The sequence below is a fragment of the Mucilaginibacter sp. PAMC 26640 genome, from assembly GCA_001596135.1.
In the GTDB taxonomy this organism is placed as follows: Bacteria; Bacteroidota; Bacteroidia; order Sphingobacteriales; family Sphingobacteriaceae; genus Mucilaginibacter.
Map to the genome: position 1 here is coordinate 996,534 of CP014773.1, position 20,196 is coordinate 1,016,729.

At 43.5% G+C, this 20,196-nt stretch carries 18 protein-coding genes; 7 read left to right on the forward strand and 11 right to left on the reverse strand.

The features are described from left to right. The first annotated feature begins 160 nt into the window (after positions 1-160). The 4 genes from A0256_04360 (at position 161) to A0256_04375 (ending at position 6,638) form a co-directional block, all read left to right on the forward strand. Positions 161-748, forward strand: coding sequence for a TetR family transcriptional regulator (locus A0256_04360; GenBank protein ID AMR30706.1), 588 nt, complete (start codon positions 161-163; stop codon positions 746-748). A gap of 90 nt (positions 749-838) precedes the next feature. Then, positions 839-2,011 (forward strand): efflux transporter periplasmic adaptor subunit, encoded by a 1,173-nt coding sequence (locus tag A0256_04365; protein AMR30707.1) that lies wholly within the window; start codon positions 839-841, stop codon positions 2,009-2,011. A gap of 47 nt (positions 2,012-2,058) precedes the next feature. Next, positions 2,059-5,217, forward strand: coding sequence for a multidrug transporter AcrB (locus tag A0256_04370; protein AMR30708.1), 3,159 nt, complete (start codon positions 2,059-2,061; stop codon positions 5,215-5,217). Between the two features lie 23 nt (positions 5,218-5,240). Continuing rightward, entirely contained in the window at positions 5,241-6,638 is a 1,398-nt protein-coding gene (locus tag A0256_04375; GenBank protein AMR34425.1) for a hypothetical protein, read from the forward strand. Positions 6,639-6,866: 228 nt separating this feature from the next. On the opposite strand, the gene A0256_04380 is transcribed toward A0256_04375, so the two are convergent. From A0256_04380 to A0256_04405, 6 genes are all read right to left on the reverse strand, one after another. Next, entirely contained in the window at positions 6,867-9,941 is a 3,075-nt protein-coding gene (locus A0256_04380) for a translation initiation factor IF-2 (GenBank protein AMR30709.1), read from the reverse strand. A gap of 58 nt (positions 9,942-9,999) precedes the next feature. Beyond that, the gene (locus A0256_04385) at positions 10,000-11,235 is read right to left on the reverse strand and encodes a transcription termination/antitermination protein NusA (protein ID AMR30710.1); all 1,236 of its coding nucleotides are present in this window, start codon (positions 11,233-11,235) and stop codon (positions 10,000-10,002) included. Positions 11,236-11,311: 76 nt separating this feature from the next. Then, complete coding sequence (locus A0256_04390) at positions 11,312-11,776, reverse strand: ribosome assembly cofactor RimP (protein AMR30711.1); 465 nt, start codon at positions 11,774-11,776, stop codon at positions 11,312-11,314. A 102-nt stretch (positions 11,777-11,878) separates the two neighbouring features. After that, positions 11,879-12,307, reverse strand: coding sequence for a hypothetical protein (locus A0256_04395; protein AMR30712.1), 429 nt, complete (start codon positions 12,305-12,307; stop codon positions 11,879-11,881). Next, complete coding sequence (locus A0256_04400) at positions 12,304-12,699, reverse strand: hypothetical protein (protein AMR30713.1); 396 nt, start codon at positions 12,697-12,699, stop codon at positions 12,304-12,306. The genes A0256_04395 and A0256_04400 overlap by 4 nt, the downstream gene beginning before the upstream one ends. Next, positions 12,686-12,910 carry a hypothetical protein gene (locus tag A0256_04405; GenBank protein AMR30714.1) on the reverse strand — a complete coding sequence of 75 codons (225 nt, stop codon included), beginning with the start codon at positions 12,908-12,910 and terminating at the stop codon, positions 12,686-12,688. The genes A0256_04400 and A0256_04405 overlap by 14 nt, the downstream gene beginning before the upstream one ends. A 430-nt stretch (positions 12,911-13,340) precedes the next feature. On the opposite strand from A0256_04405, the gene A0256_04410 reads away from it, so the two are divergent. Then, the gene (locus A0256_04410; GenBank protein ID AMR30715.1) at positions 13,341-14,480 is read left to right on the forward strand and encodes a hypothetical protein; all 1,140 of its coding nucleotides are present in this window, start codon (positions 13,341-13,343) and stop codon (positions 14,478-14,480) included. 62 nt (positions 14,481-14,542) lie between these two features. Here A0256_04410 and A0256_04415 read toward each other — a convergent pair whose 3' ends face one another. The 4 genes from A0256_04415 to A0256_04430 form a co-directional block, all read right to left on the reverse strand. After that, positions 14,543-15,208 (reverse strand): metallophosphoesterase, encoded by a 666-nt coding sequence (locus A0256_04415; GenBank protein AMR30716.1) that lies wholly within the window; start codon positions 15,206-15,208, stop codon positions 14,543-14,545. A gap of 156 nt (positions 15,209-15,364) precedes the next feature. Further along, positions 15,365-16,162, reverse strand: coding sequence for a hypothetical protein (locus tag A0256_04420; GenBank protein ID AMR30717.1), 798 nt, complete (start codon positions 16,160-16,162; stop codon positions 15,365-15,367). 5 nt (positions 16,163-16,167) lie between these two features. Then, positions 16,168-17,067: an ABC transporter ATP-binding protein gene (locus tag A0256_04425; GenBank protein AMR30718.1), complete on the reverse strand. Its 900-nt coding sequence runs from the start codon at positions 17,065-17,067 to the stop codon at positions 16,168-16,170. Then, positions 17,061-17,273, reverse strand: coding sequence for a hypothetical protein (locus tag A0256_04430; GenBank protein AMR30719.1), 213 nt, complete (start codon positions 17,271-17,273; stop codon positions 17,061-17,063). The genes A0256_04425 and A0256_04430 overlap by 7 nt, the downstream gene beginning before the upstream one ends. A gap of 224 nt (positions 17,274-17,497) precedes the next feature. Here A0256_04430 and A0256_04435 point away from each other — a divergent pair, with 224 nt between their 5' ends. Both A0256_04435 and A0256_04440 read left to right on the forward strand, forming a co-directional pair. Further along, positions 17,498-18,508, forward strand: a complete 1,011-nt coding sequence (locus A0256_04435) for a hypothetical protein (GenBank protein AMR30720.1) — start codon at positions 17,498-17,500, stop codon at positions 18,506-18,508. 2 nt (positions 18,509-18,510) lie between these two features. Next, positions 18,511-19,236 carry a DNA-binding response regulator gene (locus A0256_04440; GenBank protein ID AMR30721.1) on the forward strand — a complete coding sequence of 242 codons (726 nt, stop codon included), beginning with the start codon at positions 18,511-18,513 and terminating at the stop codon, positions 19,234-19,236. A gap of 30 nt (positions 19,237-19,266) precedes the next feature. On the opposite strand, the gene A0256_04445 is transcribed toward A0256_04440, so the two are convergent. After that, positions 19,267-19,944 carry an HAD family hydrolase gene (locus A0256_04445; GenBank protein ID AMR30722.1) on the reverse strand — a complete coding sequence of 226 codons (678 nt, stop codon included), beginning with the start codon at positions 19,942-19,944 and terminating at the stop codon, positions 19,267-19,269. Between the last annotated feature and the right edge of the window lie 252 nt (positions 19,945-20,196).

The window sequence follows — 20,196 nt, forward strand, 5'->3', positions numbered from 1 at the left end:
CTTTTGAGTTGCGCAAATTATTTTAACTATTTTTTATCAGCCCTTGAATCTTTAAAATTTACCCCATAATCAAATATTTATTTATTTACGCTTTATTGACATTACAATCTAAATCATTGCTCATTTTTGTCTGACATTTTTGTCAAACTAATCTAAAGCGATGGCCATCCGCGATACCGGTACAGAACAACATATAAAGGATACTGCAAAAAAGATTTTTTTCGCGGAGGGACGGTTCAACGCTACCACCCAGGATATTGCCGATGCCGCAGGTGTGGCTCGTACAGTCATCAATTATTACTTCCGTTCGAAGGATACGCTTTTTAAAACCGTGTTTGAGGAAGCGATGCAAGAGACTGCGATGACTTTGGACAAAGTATTATTATCTCCCTTACCCTTTAGGGAGAAGGTAATTAAGTTTATCGACGTTTTTTTGCGGGAATTGAGCCGATATCCGTACAAGGAGTCTTTCATGATCAGCGAAATCAATGCTAATGGATTTGTTGCGCCCGAGAAAGGTGCGTCTCCGGCATTAGTTCACTTTTTTAAAGAAATAGAAACCGCTATGGATAAAGGCGAGATAAAAAAAATGTTGCCAATAAATTTTATGCTTAATCTATTTTCATTGACCGCATACCCTTTGCTTGTCCGTCCGCTCTTCAAACAATTATTTAATATTAATGATGTTAAATTCCGGGAACTGATGACGGAACGTAAAAAGGTCATTATCGAAATGCTGTTCACTTAATTTTTTTGCCAAAAAACTGACATAAACGTCAAACTAATTCGTCTATTATAATTTTTAATTCATCATGAATCATTATCAACTCCATACCAAATGAAAACAAATGCAATAAATTGCACAATTTTAAGCGCGGCAATAATCATTCTTTCCTCGTGCGGGGATAACAATAAAGGCGGACAGGCAGCCCCCGGCCAGAACCCACCGCCTCCTGCAAATTATCAGGTATTTGAAGTTACTCCCCAGGATGCTACTTTGCACACCAGCTACCCCACCGTTCTGCAGGGACAACAAACGATCGATATCCGCCCTAAAATTGATGGCTATATCGACAAAATTTACGTTGATGAAGGGTCAGTTGTAAAAAAAGGGCAGCCGCTTTTTAAATTGAGCGCCCCCCAATATGAGCAAACTGTACAAAGCTCAATTGCCGCTATCAATAGTGCCAAAGCAGATATCAATTCTGCCGAAATTGCAGTTAATAAAACAAGGCCCTTGGTTGATAAAGGCATCATCTCCCGCTACGAACTGGAAACGGATCAAAACACACTGAATACCAAACGTGCCGCTTTAGCGCAGGCCCAAACTAATTTAGCCACAGCCAAAGTAAACCAGGGATATACATTGGTTACCAGCCCTGTTGACGGTGTTGTAGGTACAATTCCATACCGCTTAGGTAGTTTGATCACCAGCACAACATCCAGTCCATTAACTACGGTAGCTAACATTGGTAACGTTTATGCTTATTTCTCACTCAACGAAAAACAACTTTTAGATTTTTCGAGGACAGTGAAAGGCTCCACCCTGGATCAAAAAATTAAAAATACCCCGCTAATCAACCTAACCTTAGCTGATGGTTCTACCTATCCGGAAAAAGGAAAAATACAAACCATCAGCGGTTTATTAAACACAGCAACAGGTACGGCCAGCTTGCGTGCTGCATTTCCAAACCCTCTTCATTTGCTGCGAAGTGGTGCCACCGGCAGCGTGGATGTACCACAAGCATTAACCTCCGCCTTATTGATTCCACAAAAATCTGCTTATGAGCAGCAGGGTAAATACTTTGTATTTGTACTGGAGCAAAATAACATCGTAAGAAGCCGGGAAATTAAAATCATGGAACTTACTGCCGGACAGTATTACGTGGTAACGGAAGGCATAAAAGCAGGAGAAAAGCTGGTGCTTGACGGATCAATATCGCTAAAAGACTCTACAAAAATCATCCCGCAGGCACTGGTTGCCAGTAAAGTTTACCAGGACGTTAACTAAGCTTAAAAACAAGCAGCTCCCCATTAATAAATATAGCGCATACTATTATGTTAAAAAAATTTATAGAACGGCCGGTATTATCAACGGTAATATCGGTGATACTGGTCATCCTGGGTTTAATAGGCTTGCTAACGCTCCCTATTACCCAATACCCGGATATTGCACCGCCGCAAGTGGTGGTTTCTGCAGGATATTCTGGCGCCAATGCCGATGTGGTGTTAACCAGTGTTATCGTGCCCCTGGAAGAACAGATCAATGGTGTGGAAGGCATGACCTATATGACATCCACCGCGAGCGATGATGGCTCGGCACAAATCACTGTTTATTTTGCCTTGGGTACCAACCCGGATATCGCTGCTGTAAACGTTCAAAACAGGGTATCTAAGGCTACTCCGTTGTTGCCTGCTGCCGTTACGCAAGCTGGTGTTACTACCCAAAAGCAACAAAGCAGTAACATCATGATCTTCTCGCTCTCCAGCACCAATAAGTCATACGATCAGACATTTTTACAAAACTACGCCAACATTAATTTACTCCCGCAGATAAAACGGATAAGCGGAGTAGGTGATGCAACCGCATTTGGTTCTAAAGATTACTCCATGAGAATCTGGCTTAAGCCGAGCGTGATGGCGTCATACCATTTAATACCGGATGATATTAATGCTGCCCTTGCCGAGCAAAACGTAGATGCTGCACCCGGTAAAGTAGGCGAGAACGATAACCAATCATACCAATACACCCTCAAATACAAGGGTCGTTTAAAAACCGTTGCCGACTTCCAGAACATCGTTATTAAATCAACCAGTACGGGGCAAACCCTACTGTTAAAAGACGTTGCCCGTTTGGAGCTTGGATCTTTAAATTACACGGGAAACACCTATACTGATGGTCACCCCTCAATAGGGATAGCAATATCCCAGGTTGCAGGCTCCAACGCACACTCACTCATTCAGCAATGTGAGGCAACTATAAAAGCAGCATCAAAATCGTTCCCTCCGGGTGTGCATTATACCTCATTGCTCAACGCCAACGACTTTCTGGATGAATCGATCAGCAAGGTTATACATACCTTGATCGAAGCTTTTATCCTTGTGTTTATCGTAGTATTGATTTTCCTGCAAGATTTCCGCTCGACTTTAATACCGGCAATTGCGGTTCCGGTCGCCATTGTGGGTACCTTCTTTTTCTTAAACCTATTTGGGTTTACCATTAACTTGCTCACCTTATTTGCGCTGGTTTTGGCCATCGGGATAGTGGTGGATGATGCGATAGTGGTTGTTGAAGCAGTACACGCCAAGCTGGATGCCGGGGCAGTTTCCGCTAAAGAAGCAACAGTTAGCGCTATGAATGATATTAGTGGTGCCATTGTATCTATAACATTAGTAATGGCAGCTGTATTTATCCCGGTATCATTTATATCCGGTTCGTCAGGCGTTTTTTATAAACAATTTGGTTTAACACTGGCTATCGCCATCATCATTTCTGCGGTAAACGCCCTTACGCTTAGTCCGGCGTTATGCGCCCTTTTCCTCAAACCACATCCGGAGGGTGAGCATAAAGACGCTGGTTTTCTGCAGCGGTTTTACACGGCCTTTAACACCGGGTTTGAGTCGGTAACAAATAAGTACAAGAACTCGGTTCACTTCCTTATCGGCAAAAAATGGATAGCCGGCTTAATTATTTTAGTTTTCTCGGGTATCTTTTACATCCTCATGAAAACTACCGCAACGGCTTTCGTTCCCAATGAAGATCAGGGTGTGTTATTCGCAAATATCAGTTTACCGGTAGGATCATCTTTAGACAGAAGTGCAGCCACTGCTAAAGAAGTGGAAGGGATCATCAAAAAACTGCCGCAAGTAGCCTCGACATTAACGATAACCGGGCAAAGTTTTATTGCCGGAGCAGGTGGTTCATACGCAATGATCGTCGTTAAACTTAAGCCCTGGGATCAACGAAGAGGTAAGGGCGAAGATATCGGCAGCATTACAGGCCAGCTTTTTGGAATGACCGCGGGCATTAAAAATGCGCAGGTGATATTCTTCGCCCCGCCAACATTGCAGGGCTTTGGCACCAGCAGCGGGTTTGAATTTCAGCTGCAGGACAAAACTGGTGGCGATATCAATAAGTTTAGTAACGTTAGCACCAGTTTCTTAGCTGCATTAAGTAAACGGCCCGAAATTCAATATGCTACCACATCTTTCAATACAACGTTTCCACAATACATGATCAATGTAAATGTGGCCAAATGTAAACAGGCAGGTGTAACTGTCAGTCGCGTATTGAGCACCCTTGAGGGCTATTACGGTGGTGTATATGCATCTAACTTTAATGAGTTTGGCAAGCAATACCGGGTGATGATACAGGCTGATGCCACTTATCGTGGTACCACGGCCAGCCTTAATGATATTTACGTACGGGCAGATAGCAGCAGCACCATGGCACCAATATCTGAATTTGTTACACTGAAAAAAGTTTACGGTCCGCAGGCTATCAAGCGATTTAACCTCTTTACATCTATTGCTATACAGGGCGCGCCAAATGCGGGCTTTAGCTCTGGCGATGCAATAAAAGCGATTGAGGAAGTAGGCGCTAAAACTTTACCGGTGGGGTACAGCTATGAATATTCGGGCTTAACGCGGGAGGAAATAGCCGGAGGCAGTCAAACGGTTTACATCTTTATGCTGTGTTTAGTTTTTGTGTACTTCTTACTAAGTGCACAGTACGAAAGCTATATTTTGCCTTTCGCTGTATTGCTTTCGTTGCCCGTAGGCTTGGCAGGCGCTTTTGTTTTTGCCAAGCTATTTAATGTACAGAATAACATCTACTTGCAAATAACGCTGATCATGCTGATTGGTTTGCTGGCCAAAAACGCCATCCTTATTGTGGAGTTTGCGGTTGCCCGCCGTAAACATGGCTTAAGTTTGGCAGATGCAGCCATTGAAGGTGCAACGGCCCGTTTAAGACCTATCCTGATGACTTCATTCGCATTTATACTCGGCCTAATGCCGTTGATGCTTGCTTCCGGGGCAGGTGCGGTGGGTAACAAATCTATCGGTACGGGTGCAGTGGGCGGCATGCTCTTCGGCACATTGTTCGGGGTGTTTGTTATCCCGGTACTGTTTATTGTATTCCAGGGTTTACAAGAAAAAATAAGCGGTAAACCACCGGTTGAACCAGCTACTGATACCCCGGCAGCTGCTCATTAATGATCTTCATATTAACAGAAATAATGAAAACAACATATTATTTATTCATGCTGGCAGGGTTGCTCACCATTGCATCCTGCAAAGTTTCAAAAACTTACAAGCGACCTGATGTTAAGGCTCAAAATCTATACAGGGATAGTACCACATCTGATACAACATCGATCGCTAAATTGCCCTGGCGAAAATTATTTGCTGATACCGTGCTGCAAAATTTAATACAGGAAGGCATTGACCACAACCTGAACCTCCAAAATGCGGTGCTGAAAATAGCGGAGGCGGATGCTACTTTAAGGCAGACCAAAGCTGCCTATTTCCCTACCTTGGATGCAGGGGTGAGCGCAACTAAAACCAAAACCTCACAGGCTGCTCTTAATTTTCCGGCAGGGGTGGGTATAAACCTTAATACGATAACGTACCAGGCACAATTCAGCGCCAGTTGGACGGTTAATGTATGGGGACAACTCAGCAGCCTGAAACGCCAGGCGATAGCTAATTTTTTACAGAGTGATGCCTCTAAACGGGCGGTGCAAACGCAACTGATTGCTGATATTGCTACGAACTATTATATACTATTATCTTACGACCAACAATTAGCCATCACTAAACAGAGTGTAAAAAACTATATCCAGGATGTTGAAACCAACAAAGCGCTGTTAGAAGGCAATGTGGTTACCGGAGCTTCAGTGGTACAAAGCGAGGCCAACCGCTACGCAGCAGAGATCACGATACCAGACTTGGAACAGCAAATACGGGAGACAGAAAACGCGCTTTGTATTTTACTTTCCCGCCCTGCGGGCGCAGTTAAACGCGCTACCCTGGCCGATCAAAAACCGCTTGAAAACATCACTGCGGGTTTATCTACCCAGCTATTGCGTAACCGCCCGGACATTCAGCAATCGGAATTTTCTTTTATGGCAGCTTTTGAAAATACGAATGTGGCACACTCTTATTTTTACCCAACGCTAACCATTACTGCCGAGGGTGGCTTATCCAGTTTGCAATTAAAAAACTTGTTTGATAATTCCATTTTTTACAACCTGATTGGCGGATTAACCCAGCCTATATTTAACCAGGGGAAAAACAAGTCTCGTTACCGCATTGCAAAAGCACAACAACTGGAAGCCCTTAACACCTACCAGCAAACTATACTAACGGCAGGGCAGGAAGTAGCCAACGCGCTTTACGCTTACAAAACTTCAATTAAAAAGCAGGAACTACGGAAAAAGGAACTGGATGCCTTACAGAAATCTGTAGAATATACGAAGCAGTTACTTACCTATAGCTCGGCTACGAATTACATAGATGTATTAACATCCGAACAAAACTTACTGGCAGCGCAGCTGGCCGGCGTAAACGACAGGGCGCAGCAGGTGCAGGCAATTGTAACCTTGTATAGCTCCTTAGGCGGAGGGTGGCAATAAGCCTAATACAAATTTTAGCTATCTAAATCCGGTCTAGCTAATCCCGAAACCAAAAAGGCCTTGAATCATTAGATTTGAGGCCTTTTTAATACTCCGAAATTCAGCATAAATAATAAGAGTTCTGTTTTGGCATTGGCACATTTGACAGGTTGTTACGAAACACCAATAAGCACCAAGCAAAAAGGGACAGCTTTCGCCGTCCCTTTGATATGATCTAAACAAATTCGATTAAGCCAGCTTGCGCTTCACTTCTACATTTTCGTATGCTTCTACTATATCGCCTACTTCAATGTTGTTATAGTTGTTGATGTTCAAACCGCACTCGTATCCGGTTGCAACTTCTTTCACATCATCTTTAAAGCGTTTCAATGATGCCAGTTCACCAGTATGGATAACCACACCATCACGAATGATGCGGATCTTACTGTTACGGGTGATCTTACCATCTAACACCATACAACCTGCAATGGTACCAACCTTGCTGATCTTGAACACATCGCGGATCTCCACGTTGGCAACAATCTTCTCTTCAAAGGTTGGTGCAAGCATACCTTCCATCGCCGCCTTGATCTCGTTGATCGCATCGTAGATGATTGAGTATAACCTGATGTCGATCTGTTCGGCTTCAGCCAGTTTACGCGCACTTCCCGAAGGACGTACCTGGAAACCGATAATGATCGCATCTGATGCAGACGCTAACAATACATCGCTTTCGGAGATCTGACCAACTGCTTTGGAAATGATGTTCACCTGGATCTGCTCGGTAGACAGTTTCAGCAATGAATCTGACAAGGCCTCGATAGAACCATCCACGTCACCCTTAACAATAATGTTAAGTTCCTTAAAGTTACCCACTGCCAAACGGCGGCCGATCTCATCAAGTGTAATGTGTTTCTGGGTACGTAAACCTTGCTCGCGCTGTAATTGTAAACGTTTATTTGCAATTTCACGTGCTTCAACTTCGCTTTCCAGTGCGTTAAACTTATCACCCGCCGTTGGTGCTCCCTGCATACCCAGCACCTGTACCGGTGTTGATGGGCCTGCAGATTCTACCCGCTGGCCACGCTCGTTGGTTAATGCCTTAACACGGCCGCTGTAGCAACCTGCTAATATTGGGTCGCCCACTTTTAAGCGTCCTGCCTGTACCAATACTGTTGTAACAATACCACGGCCTTTATCCAGTGCAGATTCAATTACCGTACCTACGGCGCGTTTGTTAGGGTTAGCGGTAAGCTCCAGCAATTCTGCCTCAAGCAATACTTTCTCTAACAACAACTCAATATTTAACCCTGTTTTGGCCGATATTTCCTGGGTTTGGTATTTACCACCCCATTCTTCCACCAAAATATTCATGGCTGATAACTGCTCACGGATCTTATCCGCATTAGCACCCGGCCTGTCTATCTTATTGAATGCAAAAATGATTGGTGCGCCGGCAGCCTGTGCGTGGTTTATGGCCTCGCGGGTTTGCGGCATCACGCTGTCATCAGCAGCAATTACAATGATAACAATATCTGTTACCTGTGCACCCCTTGCACGCATGGCGGTAAACGCCTCGTGACCCGGTGTATCCAGGAAGGTGATCTTTCCTTTATCATCCGGCAATGTTACTTCGTATGCGCCGATGTGCTGGGTTATACCCCCTGCTTCACCACCGATAACGTTTGTTTTGCGGATAAAATCCAATAAAGATGTTTTACCATGATCCACGTGACCCATAATGGTTACGATAGGAGCACGAGAGATCAACTGCGCCGGATCATCCGGTGTATCTAAATTGGCCTCTTCATCCTGTGGTTTTACAAACTCTACCTGGAAACCAAACTCATCAGCAACAATGCTTAAAGTTTCGGCGTCCAAACGCTGGTTGATGGATACGAACATACCCAAACTCATACAAGTTGAGATGATCTGCGTAACGGATACATCCATCATGAGAGCCAATTCGTTTGCCGTAACAAACTCGGTAACCTTCAACACTTTGGATTGAGCATCCTGCTCCATTGCCAGTTCCTCTGCAGTAGCAGCAACATCGTCACGTTTTTGACGACGGAACTTAGCGCGCTGTGCAAATTTACCGCTCTTACCTGCACCGCTTAAACGTGCAAGGGTAGCTTTGATCTGATCCTGGATATCTTTTTCTGATGGCTCTTCCTTAGGACCTGTACTTGGGGCCGCATTTCTGTTACCACCTCTAAAGTCCGGACGATTACCAGCGCCACCACCCGGAGGGCCTGCCGGCCTGTTCCTGAAATCGGGGCGATTAGGGTTGATTGGCCCGCTTGGCGGTGCCTGCTGCCCGGTTGTGTTGTTACCACCACCCGGACCGCCTCCCTGGCTATCTTTACGTTTACGTTTACGTTTTTGGTCTGCAGCGCTGCCGGCCGCACTTGATGATGAAGCAACCGGACCGCCACGTTTAGGGGCGCTAACCGGTAACTGGATCTTGCCGATGATTTTCGGCCCGCTTAAGCGCTCTGCACTGGCACGGATCACATCGTCGCCCTCCTCTACAGGTGCTGTTACTACCGCCGCAGGTTCGGCCTGAACCGGAGCCGGAGGGGTGACAACTACAGGTGCTTCTGCAACCGGGGCAGGTTCGGGTGCTTTTGGCGCTTCAACCTTTGGTGCTTCTGCAACCGGGGCAGGTTCGGGCGCTTTTGGCGCTTCAACCTTTGGCGCTTCCGCAACAACTGGTGCCGGAACTTCCGCAACAGGCTCAGGCGCTTTCGGCACCTCTACCTTTGGCACTTCAACTTTAGGTGCTTCAACTTTAGGCGCTTCAACCTTGGGTACTTCTGCAACCGGGGCAGGCACCTCTTTAACAGGTTCAGCCGCTTTCGGTGCTTCTGCAGGTTTGCCGCTTAAATTGTTAAGGTCAATTTTACCCACAATCTTAACTCCGGGTAGCCCTTCGCTACTGCGCTCTTCTGCTTTTGGCTGCACAGTTTCTGCCGGCTTTGGCTTCTCAGCCGGTGCCGAAGAAAAATGACCTGTATTTTTGATCAGAATTTCTTCGTTCTCGAAATCTCTCGAACGGCGGTTTTCCACAGGTTTTTCAGGAGCCTGTCCGGGCTCATCTTTCCTGATCTTACCAATGCTGATCTGTTTGGCCTCTTCCTTAATAATTTTATCAACAGCAAACTCCTTCAACAAGGTAGTGTACATGTCGTTGTCCAGCTTGGCCATCGGATGTTTATCAACCTTGTAGCCTTTAGTAGCTAAGAAATCGACAAGGGTACCCATACCGATGTTCAGTTCTTTTACTGCCTTAATTAATTTTATTGATTTGTCTTCTGACATTTATTATTATTTCTCTGCTAATTATCGCAAAAATACGATTTTATTTTGCTATTTCTGATTATTCAAACTCAGCTTGCAGAATTGATAGCACATCTTTTACTGTTTCTTCTTCTAAATCGGTACGTTTTACCAATTCGCCAACGGATAATGCCAAAACCGATTTCGCGGTATCTAAGCCTATACGTTTAAATTCATCCAGTATCCAGCTTTCAATCTCATCTGAGAATTCTTCAATATCCACATCCTCATCGTGTTCATCAGCCTCCCGGTAAACATCGATTTCGTATCCTGTCAATTTACCTGCCAACTTTATGTTATGGCCACCACGACCGATAGCTAATGATACCTGATCAGGTTTTAAGTATACTGCAGCGGTTTTTTTCTCATCGTCTAATTTGATCGAAGTGATCTTGGCAGGCGATAAAGCACGCTGTATGTACAGTTGTATATTATTTGTGTAGTTAATAACGTCAATGTTCTCGTTTTTCAGCTCGCGAACAATACCATGGATACGAGACCCTTTCATACCTACGCAGGCACCAACCGGATCGATACGGTCATCGTAAGATTCTACCGCAACTTTAGCTCTTTCACCCGGTTCGCGAACGATCTTTTTGATCGTGATCAAACCATCAAAGATCTCCGGAACCTCCATCTCGAACAAACGCTGTAAAAATTCAGGCGCTGTACGTGATATGATGATCTTGGGATTGCTGTTCAGCATATCAACCTTACTGATGATGGCACGTACGCTGTCACCCTTCTTAAAGTAATCTGCCGGGATCTGCTCGGTTTTAGGCAATAATAACTCGTTGCCTTCATCATCCAAAACTAAGGTTTCCTTTTTCCAAACCTGGTAAACTTCGCCGGTAACAATTTCACCAACGCGGTCTTTATATTTCTTGAAGATCTCGTCTTTCTCCAGCTCCAGAATTTTTGATACCAGGGTTTGGCGCGCAGCTAAAATAGCGCGGCGGCCAAAGCTTTCTAAAGTAATCTGCTCAATCTGCTCATCACCAATCTCCAGGTCGGCATCAAATGCTTTAGCTTCTATTAATTCAACCTCAAGGTCATCATCTTCGCTAAAACCATCTTCAACTACAACACGTGTGCGCCAAATTTCTAAGTCACCGTTGTCGGTGTTTACAATTACGTCGCAGTTTTCATCCGTACCGTACTTTTTCCTGATCATGCTTCTGAAAACGTCTTCCAGTACGCTCATCATGGTTGGGCGGTCGATGTTCTTGAAATCTTTAAATTCCTGAAAAGAATCAATTAAATTAATATTGCTCATTTTTCATTTAAATTATTTTCTCTAATAGGTAATGAAGCTAGCATGAGCCTGTTGATTCGGCTGCTCATGATGGTTCTTACTTAAATGATATTAAAACTGTTGCCTCTGTTATTTTATCTGTAGGGATAGTGCTTTCAACAGTCTCCGCCTTTTTCCCTTTTTGTTTTATGGTTTCGTCAATCGTAATCGTTTCCTCACCAGCTTCTTTCAAAACACCTTCGCGCTTGGTGCCATCATCCATTTTGATAGCCAGTGATCTGCCGATATTTTTAGCGTATTGCCTTTTCAATGTTAGCGGGGTCTCGATGCCGGGCGATGAAACCTCTAAATTGTAAGCCTCTTCTATCACATTCTCCTCTTCCAGGTGGAAACCCACATGCCTGCTTATTGCTGCACAATCGGCAATCCCAATCCCGTTATCCCCATCTACCAAAACAATCAGCTTGCCGTTTGAATGCATTTTTACGTCAACCAAAAATAAATTTGGCATATCGGCAATTTTCTCTTCAACCAGCTCTTTTACTCGTTTTTCAATATTCATTATCGGTTTTGATAATTTGATTGATAAAATAAAAGAGGGGACAAATGCCCCCTCTTTTTTAATTCAGATGCAAATGTACAAAATATTTTCCAATCCAAGCGCTTATTGCTTAAAAATCAAATCGGTAAATTGAATTTTGCCGAGCTGCCTGCTCCCGCTCAGGAAGCTGGTGGGCTTTGCATTATCATCTACATGGTGCCAACGCACAAAGTAGTTTTGCCCTTTAACAAAAGGGGTATCTGGCGTAAAAACAAGCGCGTTACCCGCCACCCGGTATTGCCCGGGTTGTTCGGGCTGAAAAGTTTTTAAATCAGTATCGGCAGGCATCCGGTAAACCGGCACCAGGCCCAGCCATCCATTTCCCGTGCTATCACGGCTGATCTCCCCCATAACAGATGGATCGAGCCCTGTAAATTGCAGGGATTGTTTGTTATTGATCAGGGCTATGTGGATATTTACATGCGTCTTCTGGGGCGAAGAGCAGCAACTTAATCCAAATACTAAAATAGCTATCAGTAAACTCTTTATCATTGTATAATCTGGACTAATTGCAATCCAATTAATTCAAAGTGTTTATCTGTAGTAAATAAGGGCAAATTGTTGGCTAAGCTAACTGCTGCAATCCAGATATCATTTTCAGGTATTGGTTTACCTCGTCGTTTTAAATCCGCTTTTATCTCGCCGTAAAGTATCGCTGTAGCAGTGTTTACTGCCGTTATTGTGCAGCTTTCTAAAAATGACACGATCTGATTAATATGCTTCGTATGGTTTAAAGAGACGTATGCACCATAATAAAGCTCACCAACAGCTATATCGCTAATATAAACACTATCGAATGATTTAATGGTATTAACCACAGCCGCATTACCTCTAAAAAAATCAATAACGACACTGGTATCTAAGAAACACTTATTTCCAATCATCTTTATTTATTTGTTCGCAACCATCCCTGATGTTTTTTTCGAACTCATTCAGTTCTTCCTGAGTTAACACATTAGAAAAGTCGCCAAACTTACGCATTGAAATATCTGTGGATTTTGTAAGTATATTTTCAATTTCTTTTAACACTGCATCGTCTTTTTCTTTGATTAATGATTCTATGAGATGCAGTTTTTTACTTTCTGTGTATATCATACAAATAATTCCTAACACAAATATAAAGTATAAATTTAAAAATAATATCTATTTGATAGATCTGGGCTTCACTCGTTGCTTTAACAAACAAATGAACCGATGACATCGAGATTATACTGGCTACCGAGACTTAAACAGTTTTTATTTTATCTTTTATGACACAAACCAGTTCCCAAATAATAATCTTCTGTTCTCAAATCTCATTTTTAGGCGGTTTTGAAAGTGGGATTTTTCACGAACTTGTTTTTGGTAATGCTACTCCTGTAATATCTATCGTTGAGAAAGAAACTAATCGCTTTCAGGTGTCGGCATCCTCTTACACGCTCTATTTACAGGCGATAATTTACAAATTAGCTTTAAGTCGGCATGCTCATATTAAATTTCATTGTTTGCCTATTTTTTGAGTAATTAGAGCAACTAAACCAATATCATGAAATTACGCTACATAGTCCCTCTTCTGTTAATAATTACCGCCTGCAATAAAACACCAAAATTAGAATTGACAGTCAAGGCACCGGAAATTGCCGATGGCCTTGTTACTTTAAAACAGGCCGGCACGTTGGCTTTTAACGAGCCTTTTAAAAACGGCGAACTTTCTGCAAATAAGCAGTTGCAGTCGCCCGGGTATTATCAGCTGAATATTATAAATAACAATGCGGCGATCACCACCAGGCCCGGGTTTGATGTTTACCTGGAAAACGGCGCCTATACCATCGAGCTGCAAAAAGGCAAACCGGATGCTTATCCCAATATCACGACCACTTCTGCCACGCAAAAAGAATTGACCGAGTACTACAAACTGGACAACCAAATGGCTGGAGCGGTGGACCAGCAGATAGATTCATTAAGCCGCTATCTCAAAACAGCAGCTGCGGCAAAATTATCTAAAAATGACCGGGCCGACATTTATACCCATACACGTGCCATCCAAAAACAGCGCCGTGAACTGGATCTGCAGATCTTGCAAAAATATATTTCAGAACACCCCAACAATAAAATTGCCGCTCATATCATGAATCAGCAATATGTTGCGGAGAACCCCACCGGGTACAATGCTGTTTTCCAGAAATTTAGTGCAGATCTGAAAACAAGCGATGACGGATTAAAGATCGGCAATAAACTAATGCCTCTGCTGGGCGTGCTCACCAATGCTGCTGCTCCTGAAATTGTTGGCAGCACCCCGAAAGGCGCTCCCTTCAGTAAATCGATGGTGAACAAAAAAGCAATTCTAGTAGAATTTTGGAAACCCAGTAACAGTACCAGCCGCCTGTTGCATCAACAATTGATACAGGGCATTATTCTTACCCCTGCAGACCAAAAAAACCTTGCCATACTAAGTGTATCTATCGACGAAAACCGTGCCGCCTGGATGGAAGCGATAAAAGACGAGCATAAGGAGTGGCTGGATATATCCGACCTGAAAGGCGACAGCTCGCCAAACGTAAGCGCATGGGGAATTAAAGCCGTGCCGGCATTTTATATACTGGATAACAACTGGCACATGATAAAGGCCGGCGTAGATTTTGCCGACATAGATACCGAAGTACATGAATACCTGAAGAAACATTAAAGTCGAATGGACCGGATATCTCATCCCTATACCGGTATTGGGATAGGTTGCTGTAGAACCGGCTAATGGATAGCGATCACCTTATCCTTCAGCACCCCAAAAATGCTGTCATTTTTTTGGCTGCGGATAGCCACCTTACCGGTAAACTTGCCGAAAGAGGGCAGTATGGCCATGTTTTTACCAAAAGCAAAACATGGCAAAGTAATGCGCTGGCGACCGCGGCCCACCAAACTTACACCAGGGTGAATATGGCCGCAAAGCACATAGCCGCCTTCAGCCCTAACAGCGGGTTCCGCAAGGGGATGATGCAGCATGAGAAATGGACCAACGCTTAACTTTTCGGCCAGCACAATACCTAATTCCAGGTAGTGGTTATCTTGTATAATATCATGATTGCCCTTTACCAGGATGATCTGCAACCTGGGGAACTGGCTGCGCCACAACACAAACCAATCCCAGTCGGCATTGAGGTCACTGTGGAAAAAATCGCCCAAAAAAATGATCTTTTCGGGTTTGTGTTCATGGATAAGATCTGATAGCATGGCGAGGTCATCCTGCTCCATATCCCTCGGGATGGCAATCCCCGCTTTGCGGAAATGCCCCACCTTACCCAAGTGCACATCAGCTGCAATTAGCGCCTTTTCCTGCTGCCAGTAAATGGCCTTTTGCGGTAACAATAAAAGATCCTGGTCTAAAAAATTAAATGGGGTACCCGCACTCATCGTCATATCGGGGCAAAGATAAGGCTTAAAATTTAATGGCGATGAACAGCCCCACCCCAACGCTACCGTAGAGCAACTGGCCCGCGCCCCGGGAGTTTGGTCAGGATTCTAAAGAATCATTACCACCGTGCTCCCAACTAAAGAATTTTGATTGCACTAGCTCTATTTCACGCTTTTACGTTGCACAATGAAGTACCCTGCTACAAAAACAACAACAGATATGATAAGTGCTACAAAAACATCCTTTGTAAATACATCTATCACGATATCGTGCGCCGGGCCTTTTTTATTCTTTATCATACTGCTTAGCGCCACCATAGGGTGCGAATAAGGGAGCAGGTAGGCGTATTCCCAGTGTTTGGTTGCTGCCGTTACGCCAACTATAGTGAGCACGAAACCAATGCCCATCGGCTTTAAAAAATCGCTCCACAAAAGGCTAAGCAAAAACTGGATAGACAGGATCCCTAATGAAGAAAGCAAAAGTTTAAAATATACCTGCGTAAGCTGCCATTCCAGATGATAGCTGTTAAACTGCAGTTCGGGCTTTAATACACCCAGTAAATTGCCAAACCCAATGGTAAACAATACAAACAGGGAAAGGCATAACAGTATCAGAAAAACGGCATAAAAAAATTTAGCCCCGTAAACAGACCAGCGCGAGATGGGTAAACTAAACAAGCTTTTCCAGGTATCGGCTTTATGCTCTATGTTGTTTACGGAGTAAGCAATAAATATGGTGTACATGGGTAATAATAACGAACCCATTATACCCAGGCTAACAGACGCAAACTGCAGCCACAGCATTATGGGCTGCATGGCAACAAATTTTTCGCTCTTAAAATAAAATATAGCCATCGCCAGCAAACTGATCAGCAGCGGCAATATAATGGCACTCCAAAAACCCAAAGTTTTGCGGCTCTTGTAAAATTCCGACCGGAATGATAATAAAAATCCTTTCATCGTGATCAGGCGTTTTGGGTAATGGACAAAAACAGATTTTCCAGGTCTTTATGCTGCTTGTTGATCGCAAATACGGTAATGCCATTCTGGTTTAGCAACCCGTTAATGGCACCCATTTGCTTTTTAGAAGTAAATGGCACCGTTAAGCTTTCATTGTTGATATCAGTAACGTCATAGTCGTTTCGCCTCAACAGGTTTGCCGCATCCACCGGGTTATCGGTATCAATAAACACCTGCGGCTGGCTTATGGCTTCCAAATCTTTCACACTCCCCTGAAATAGCAGCTCGCCATGGTTGATGATACCTACATGGGTAGCCATCCGTTCAATCTCTGCTAATAAATGACTGCTGATAAATACGGTTTTGCCATGATCTTTTACAAGCCGCATCAGCAGTTCGCGGATCTCGATGATACCATTTGGATCTAAGCCGTTAGTGGGCTCATCTAATATCAGGAGTTTCGGGTCGCTTAGCAGGGCAAGGGCAATACCCAATCGCTGTTTCATCCCCAGTGAATATTGGCCTGCCTTTTTTTGGGCGGCGGCGGTTAGTTTCACCAGGCCCAGCATTTCATCAACACGGGCCTCTTTTACACCCAGCAACATGGCTCGGTTCAATAAATTTTCGCGCCCGCTCATGTGGGCATATATAGCAGGCTGCTCTATCAGCGAACCAATTTGTGATAATATAGCGATGCGGTTGGTTTGCAGCTCTTGCTCAAAAATAAAAATGCTGCCTTCGTCTGTTTTTAACAGGTTGAGCAGCATTTTAATTGTAGTGGTTTTACCGGCACCGTTTGGCCCCAAAAAACCATAGATACTTCCCTGCGGAACTTGTAGTGATAGTGATTTAACAACCTGCTGGCTGCCAAAGCTGAACGACAGCCCTTCGGTGCGAATTACCATACGTTCTCTTGCGCTACAGATACCACCGTTTTTACCAGGCTAACTCCTTTTATAAAAAGTGATTTAGCTTGCGAGGCCGAAGTATGGGCAGCAGTAAATTGTTGTGTACGTTGTTCAAACTGGTAACTAACTCCCATTACTATGGCAAATAATACAGGTGCCAATAATAAGATGAATGGATTTGAGTTGGAAACTAACTTTTTCATTACTGTGATTGTTTTGATAGAACAAAGGAATACTAAATAACTTGCCCCCTAAAAACATTTAGACCAACAGCCTGCAATTGTAGATGAACGGTACTTTTTGGCATTAAACCTTTTCATCGGCTAAAAATGCCCGTTGGTCGAAAACCGGGCTGCTTAGATATAATACCGGGCCGCCTTTGGCAGCAATGTATTACATTAGGTGCTTTTAAAGAATTGGATATTTAATGAAAAGAAGCTGGCAAATATTCTGGCATGTGTTTTTTTGGCTCAGCATGATCTCGTTCTTCGTGTTCGTGGCGCATAGCAACGGCAAAACCAGCTTCAAAAATCTGCTGATCATTTTTGTTGTTTTCGGTGTAATTAATATCGGGCTTTTTTACCTTAACTATTTGGTATTTATCCCGCAATATCTCGATACCAAAAAATACAAATCGTACGCTGCTATCATAGCGGCTACGGTAATGGTACTTGGAGTTGTTAAGTACGGAGCGGCGCTGCTATTTAAATCTACCATTTTAGTGCGCGCGGGTATTCCAATTGGGTTTTGGCAATACCTGCTTAGTTCTGCATTTACCAGTATTATTTTTGTTTTTTTGAGTACGGTATTGAGGTTTACCGTAGATTGGTTCTTGAACGAACGCGTACAGCGCGATCTCGAAAACCAGCGCCTTACGGCAGAATTGTCTTTTCTTAAATCGCAGATCAATCCGCACTTTCTCTTCAACTCCTTAAACAGTATTTATTCGCTGGCCTATCAAAAATCGGACACTACGCCCGAGGCCATCCTTAAGCTATCGGAAATTATGCGCTACATGCTATATGAGTGTAACGACAATAAGGTAGAATTAACCAAAGAGTTGCAATACCTGCAAAATTACATCGATCTGCAAAAGATCCGCTTCGGCAATAAGGCGTTCATCAATTTCGAAGTGAATGGTGAAGTAACCGATCAGTCGATTGTCCCATTATTGCTTATCTCTTTTATCGAAAACGCCTTTAAACACGGTGTGGCAAACGATCCCATTTCGCCAATTTTATTAAAGATCAACCTGAGTGATGGCCGCCTTTACTTTTTTGTACAGAATAAGAAGCATACGCATAACCGGGATGCATCAGGTGGTATCGGTTTAATCAATGTTAAACGCCGGCTCGATCTGCTATATCCTAATAATTATAATTTAGAAATTCGCGACGAAGCGGATACTTACACTGTGCAATTATCCTTAGTTTTATAGCCATGATCAGATGCCTTGTTGTTGACGATGAGCCCCTGGCCCTCCACATAATGGAAGATTATATCTCCAAAATCCCTTTTTTGAAATTGGTTAAATCAACCACTAACCCAATAGAGGCATTAACCCTGGTACAGGATGGTGGTATCGACCTGGTATTTCTGGACGTTCAGATGCCCGAGTTAACCGGCATCCAGTTCCTCAAGATCTCAAACGGTAAAGCGAAAGTTATCCTTTGTACCGCCTACCCGCAATATGCGCTGGAAGGGTATGAGCTGGATGTGATTGATTACCTGCTTAAACCCATTGCTTTCGACCGGTTTTTTAAATCGGTACAAAAGGCCCAAGCAGTATTAATACCTGTGGCTAAACCGGCGGTTACGGCAGAACCGGCCAGGCAGGATGATTTTTTGAGCGACTTTATCTTTGTGAAAACCGAGCACAAAATTCAGAAAGTATACCTGCACGATATTTTGTTTATAGAGGGCCTGAAAGATTACATATCCATATTTACCCCGGCAGAGCGGATCATTACCCTGCAAGGCATGAAGAAAATGGAAGATGCCCTGCCCGAAAAGCATTTTATGCGGGTGCATAAATCCTACATCGTATCCATCAACAAAATCGATAGCATCGAACGCAGCCGGATCTTTATCGGCGAAAAGATCATCCCCGTAGGCGATACCTACCGCGAAGATTTCTTTAAAATTGTAGACGGGAAAAATATTTAATCCGCTTAGCTGTTCGCAGTTACTAACCCACTAGATCAGCTCCAAAACTTCGATCAAATTATTAATTACCTTATCCGGATTTGCGGTTAACAATTGCTCATGCGTGTGTGCGCCGGTAGTAATACCGATGCTTAATCCACAACCGGCATTTTGCCCCTCTTCAATATCGATGATAGAGTCGCCAACCTTGGCCACACTATTACTATCTGAAACGTTGAATTTCTTCATTGCCAGGAGGATCATATCGGGGTTTGGCCTGTTGTTACTTACATCAGATGCTGTTATCAGCGCATCAAAATCCAAGCCTTCTTTCCATGCCAGTTTATCGATAATGGATTGTGCGGTTGTTCTGTCATACCCGGTATTTAATACCCGCAGAATATTTTTCACTTTCAATGCCCGGAACAATTCAATAGCATTTGGCTGCGGCAAAATTTCAGCCGTATCATAGGCGGTCTTTAGCTGGCCCATGAAATTTTGAAAAATAGTGTCGATCAGCGCTTCATCAGTGGAATTGCCGAAAACCGATAATATAGACCGGATAGCTTGCTTTTTTTCCTTACCAGCTCCTTCTAACAGCACCTGATCTAGCGTGAAATCAAACCCGGCTTCGTTGATCGCCTTCTGTAAAGTTTTGTAAACCAGGTTATCCTCATTAACCGTTGTACCGGCCATATCAAAAACCACCAATTTTATTTTGCTATCCATCCTAAATATGCGCTTGTATCAATTTAATTTGTGCTCCTGCCAGCTGATCAGTAAATTCACACCAGCTAGAAGCCACAAACAATGTTTAGCAAAACTAAACAAAGTTTATCCCTGTTGTTATTATTGGATTATTAAATTTTTGTTAATTGCGTGGCCGACTGGTTAGTCTTAGCAAACTTTCGGCATACCAGCAGCATGGTTTTTAAACAGTAGTTTATGTTTAGCCAAATTTACCTCACCATAAATTGTTAG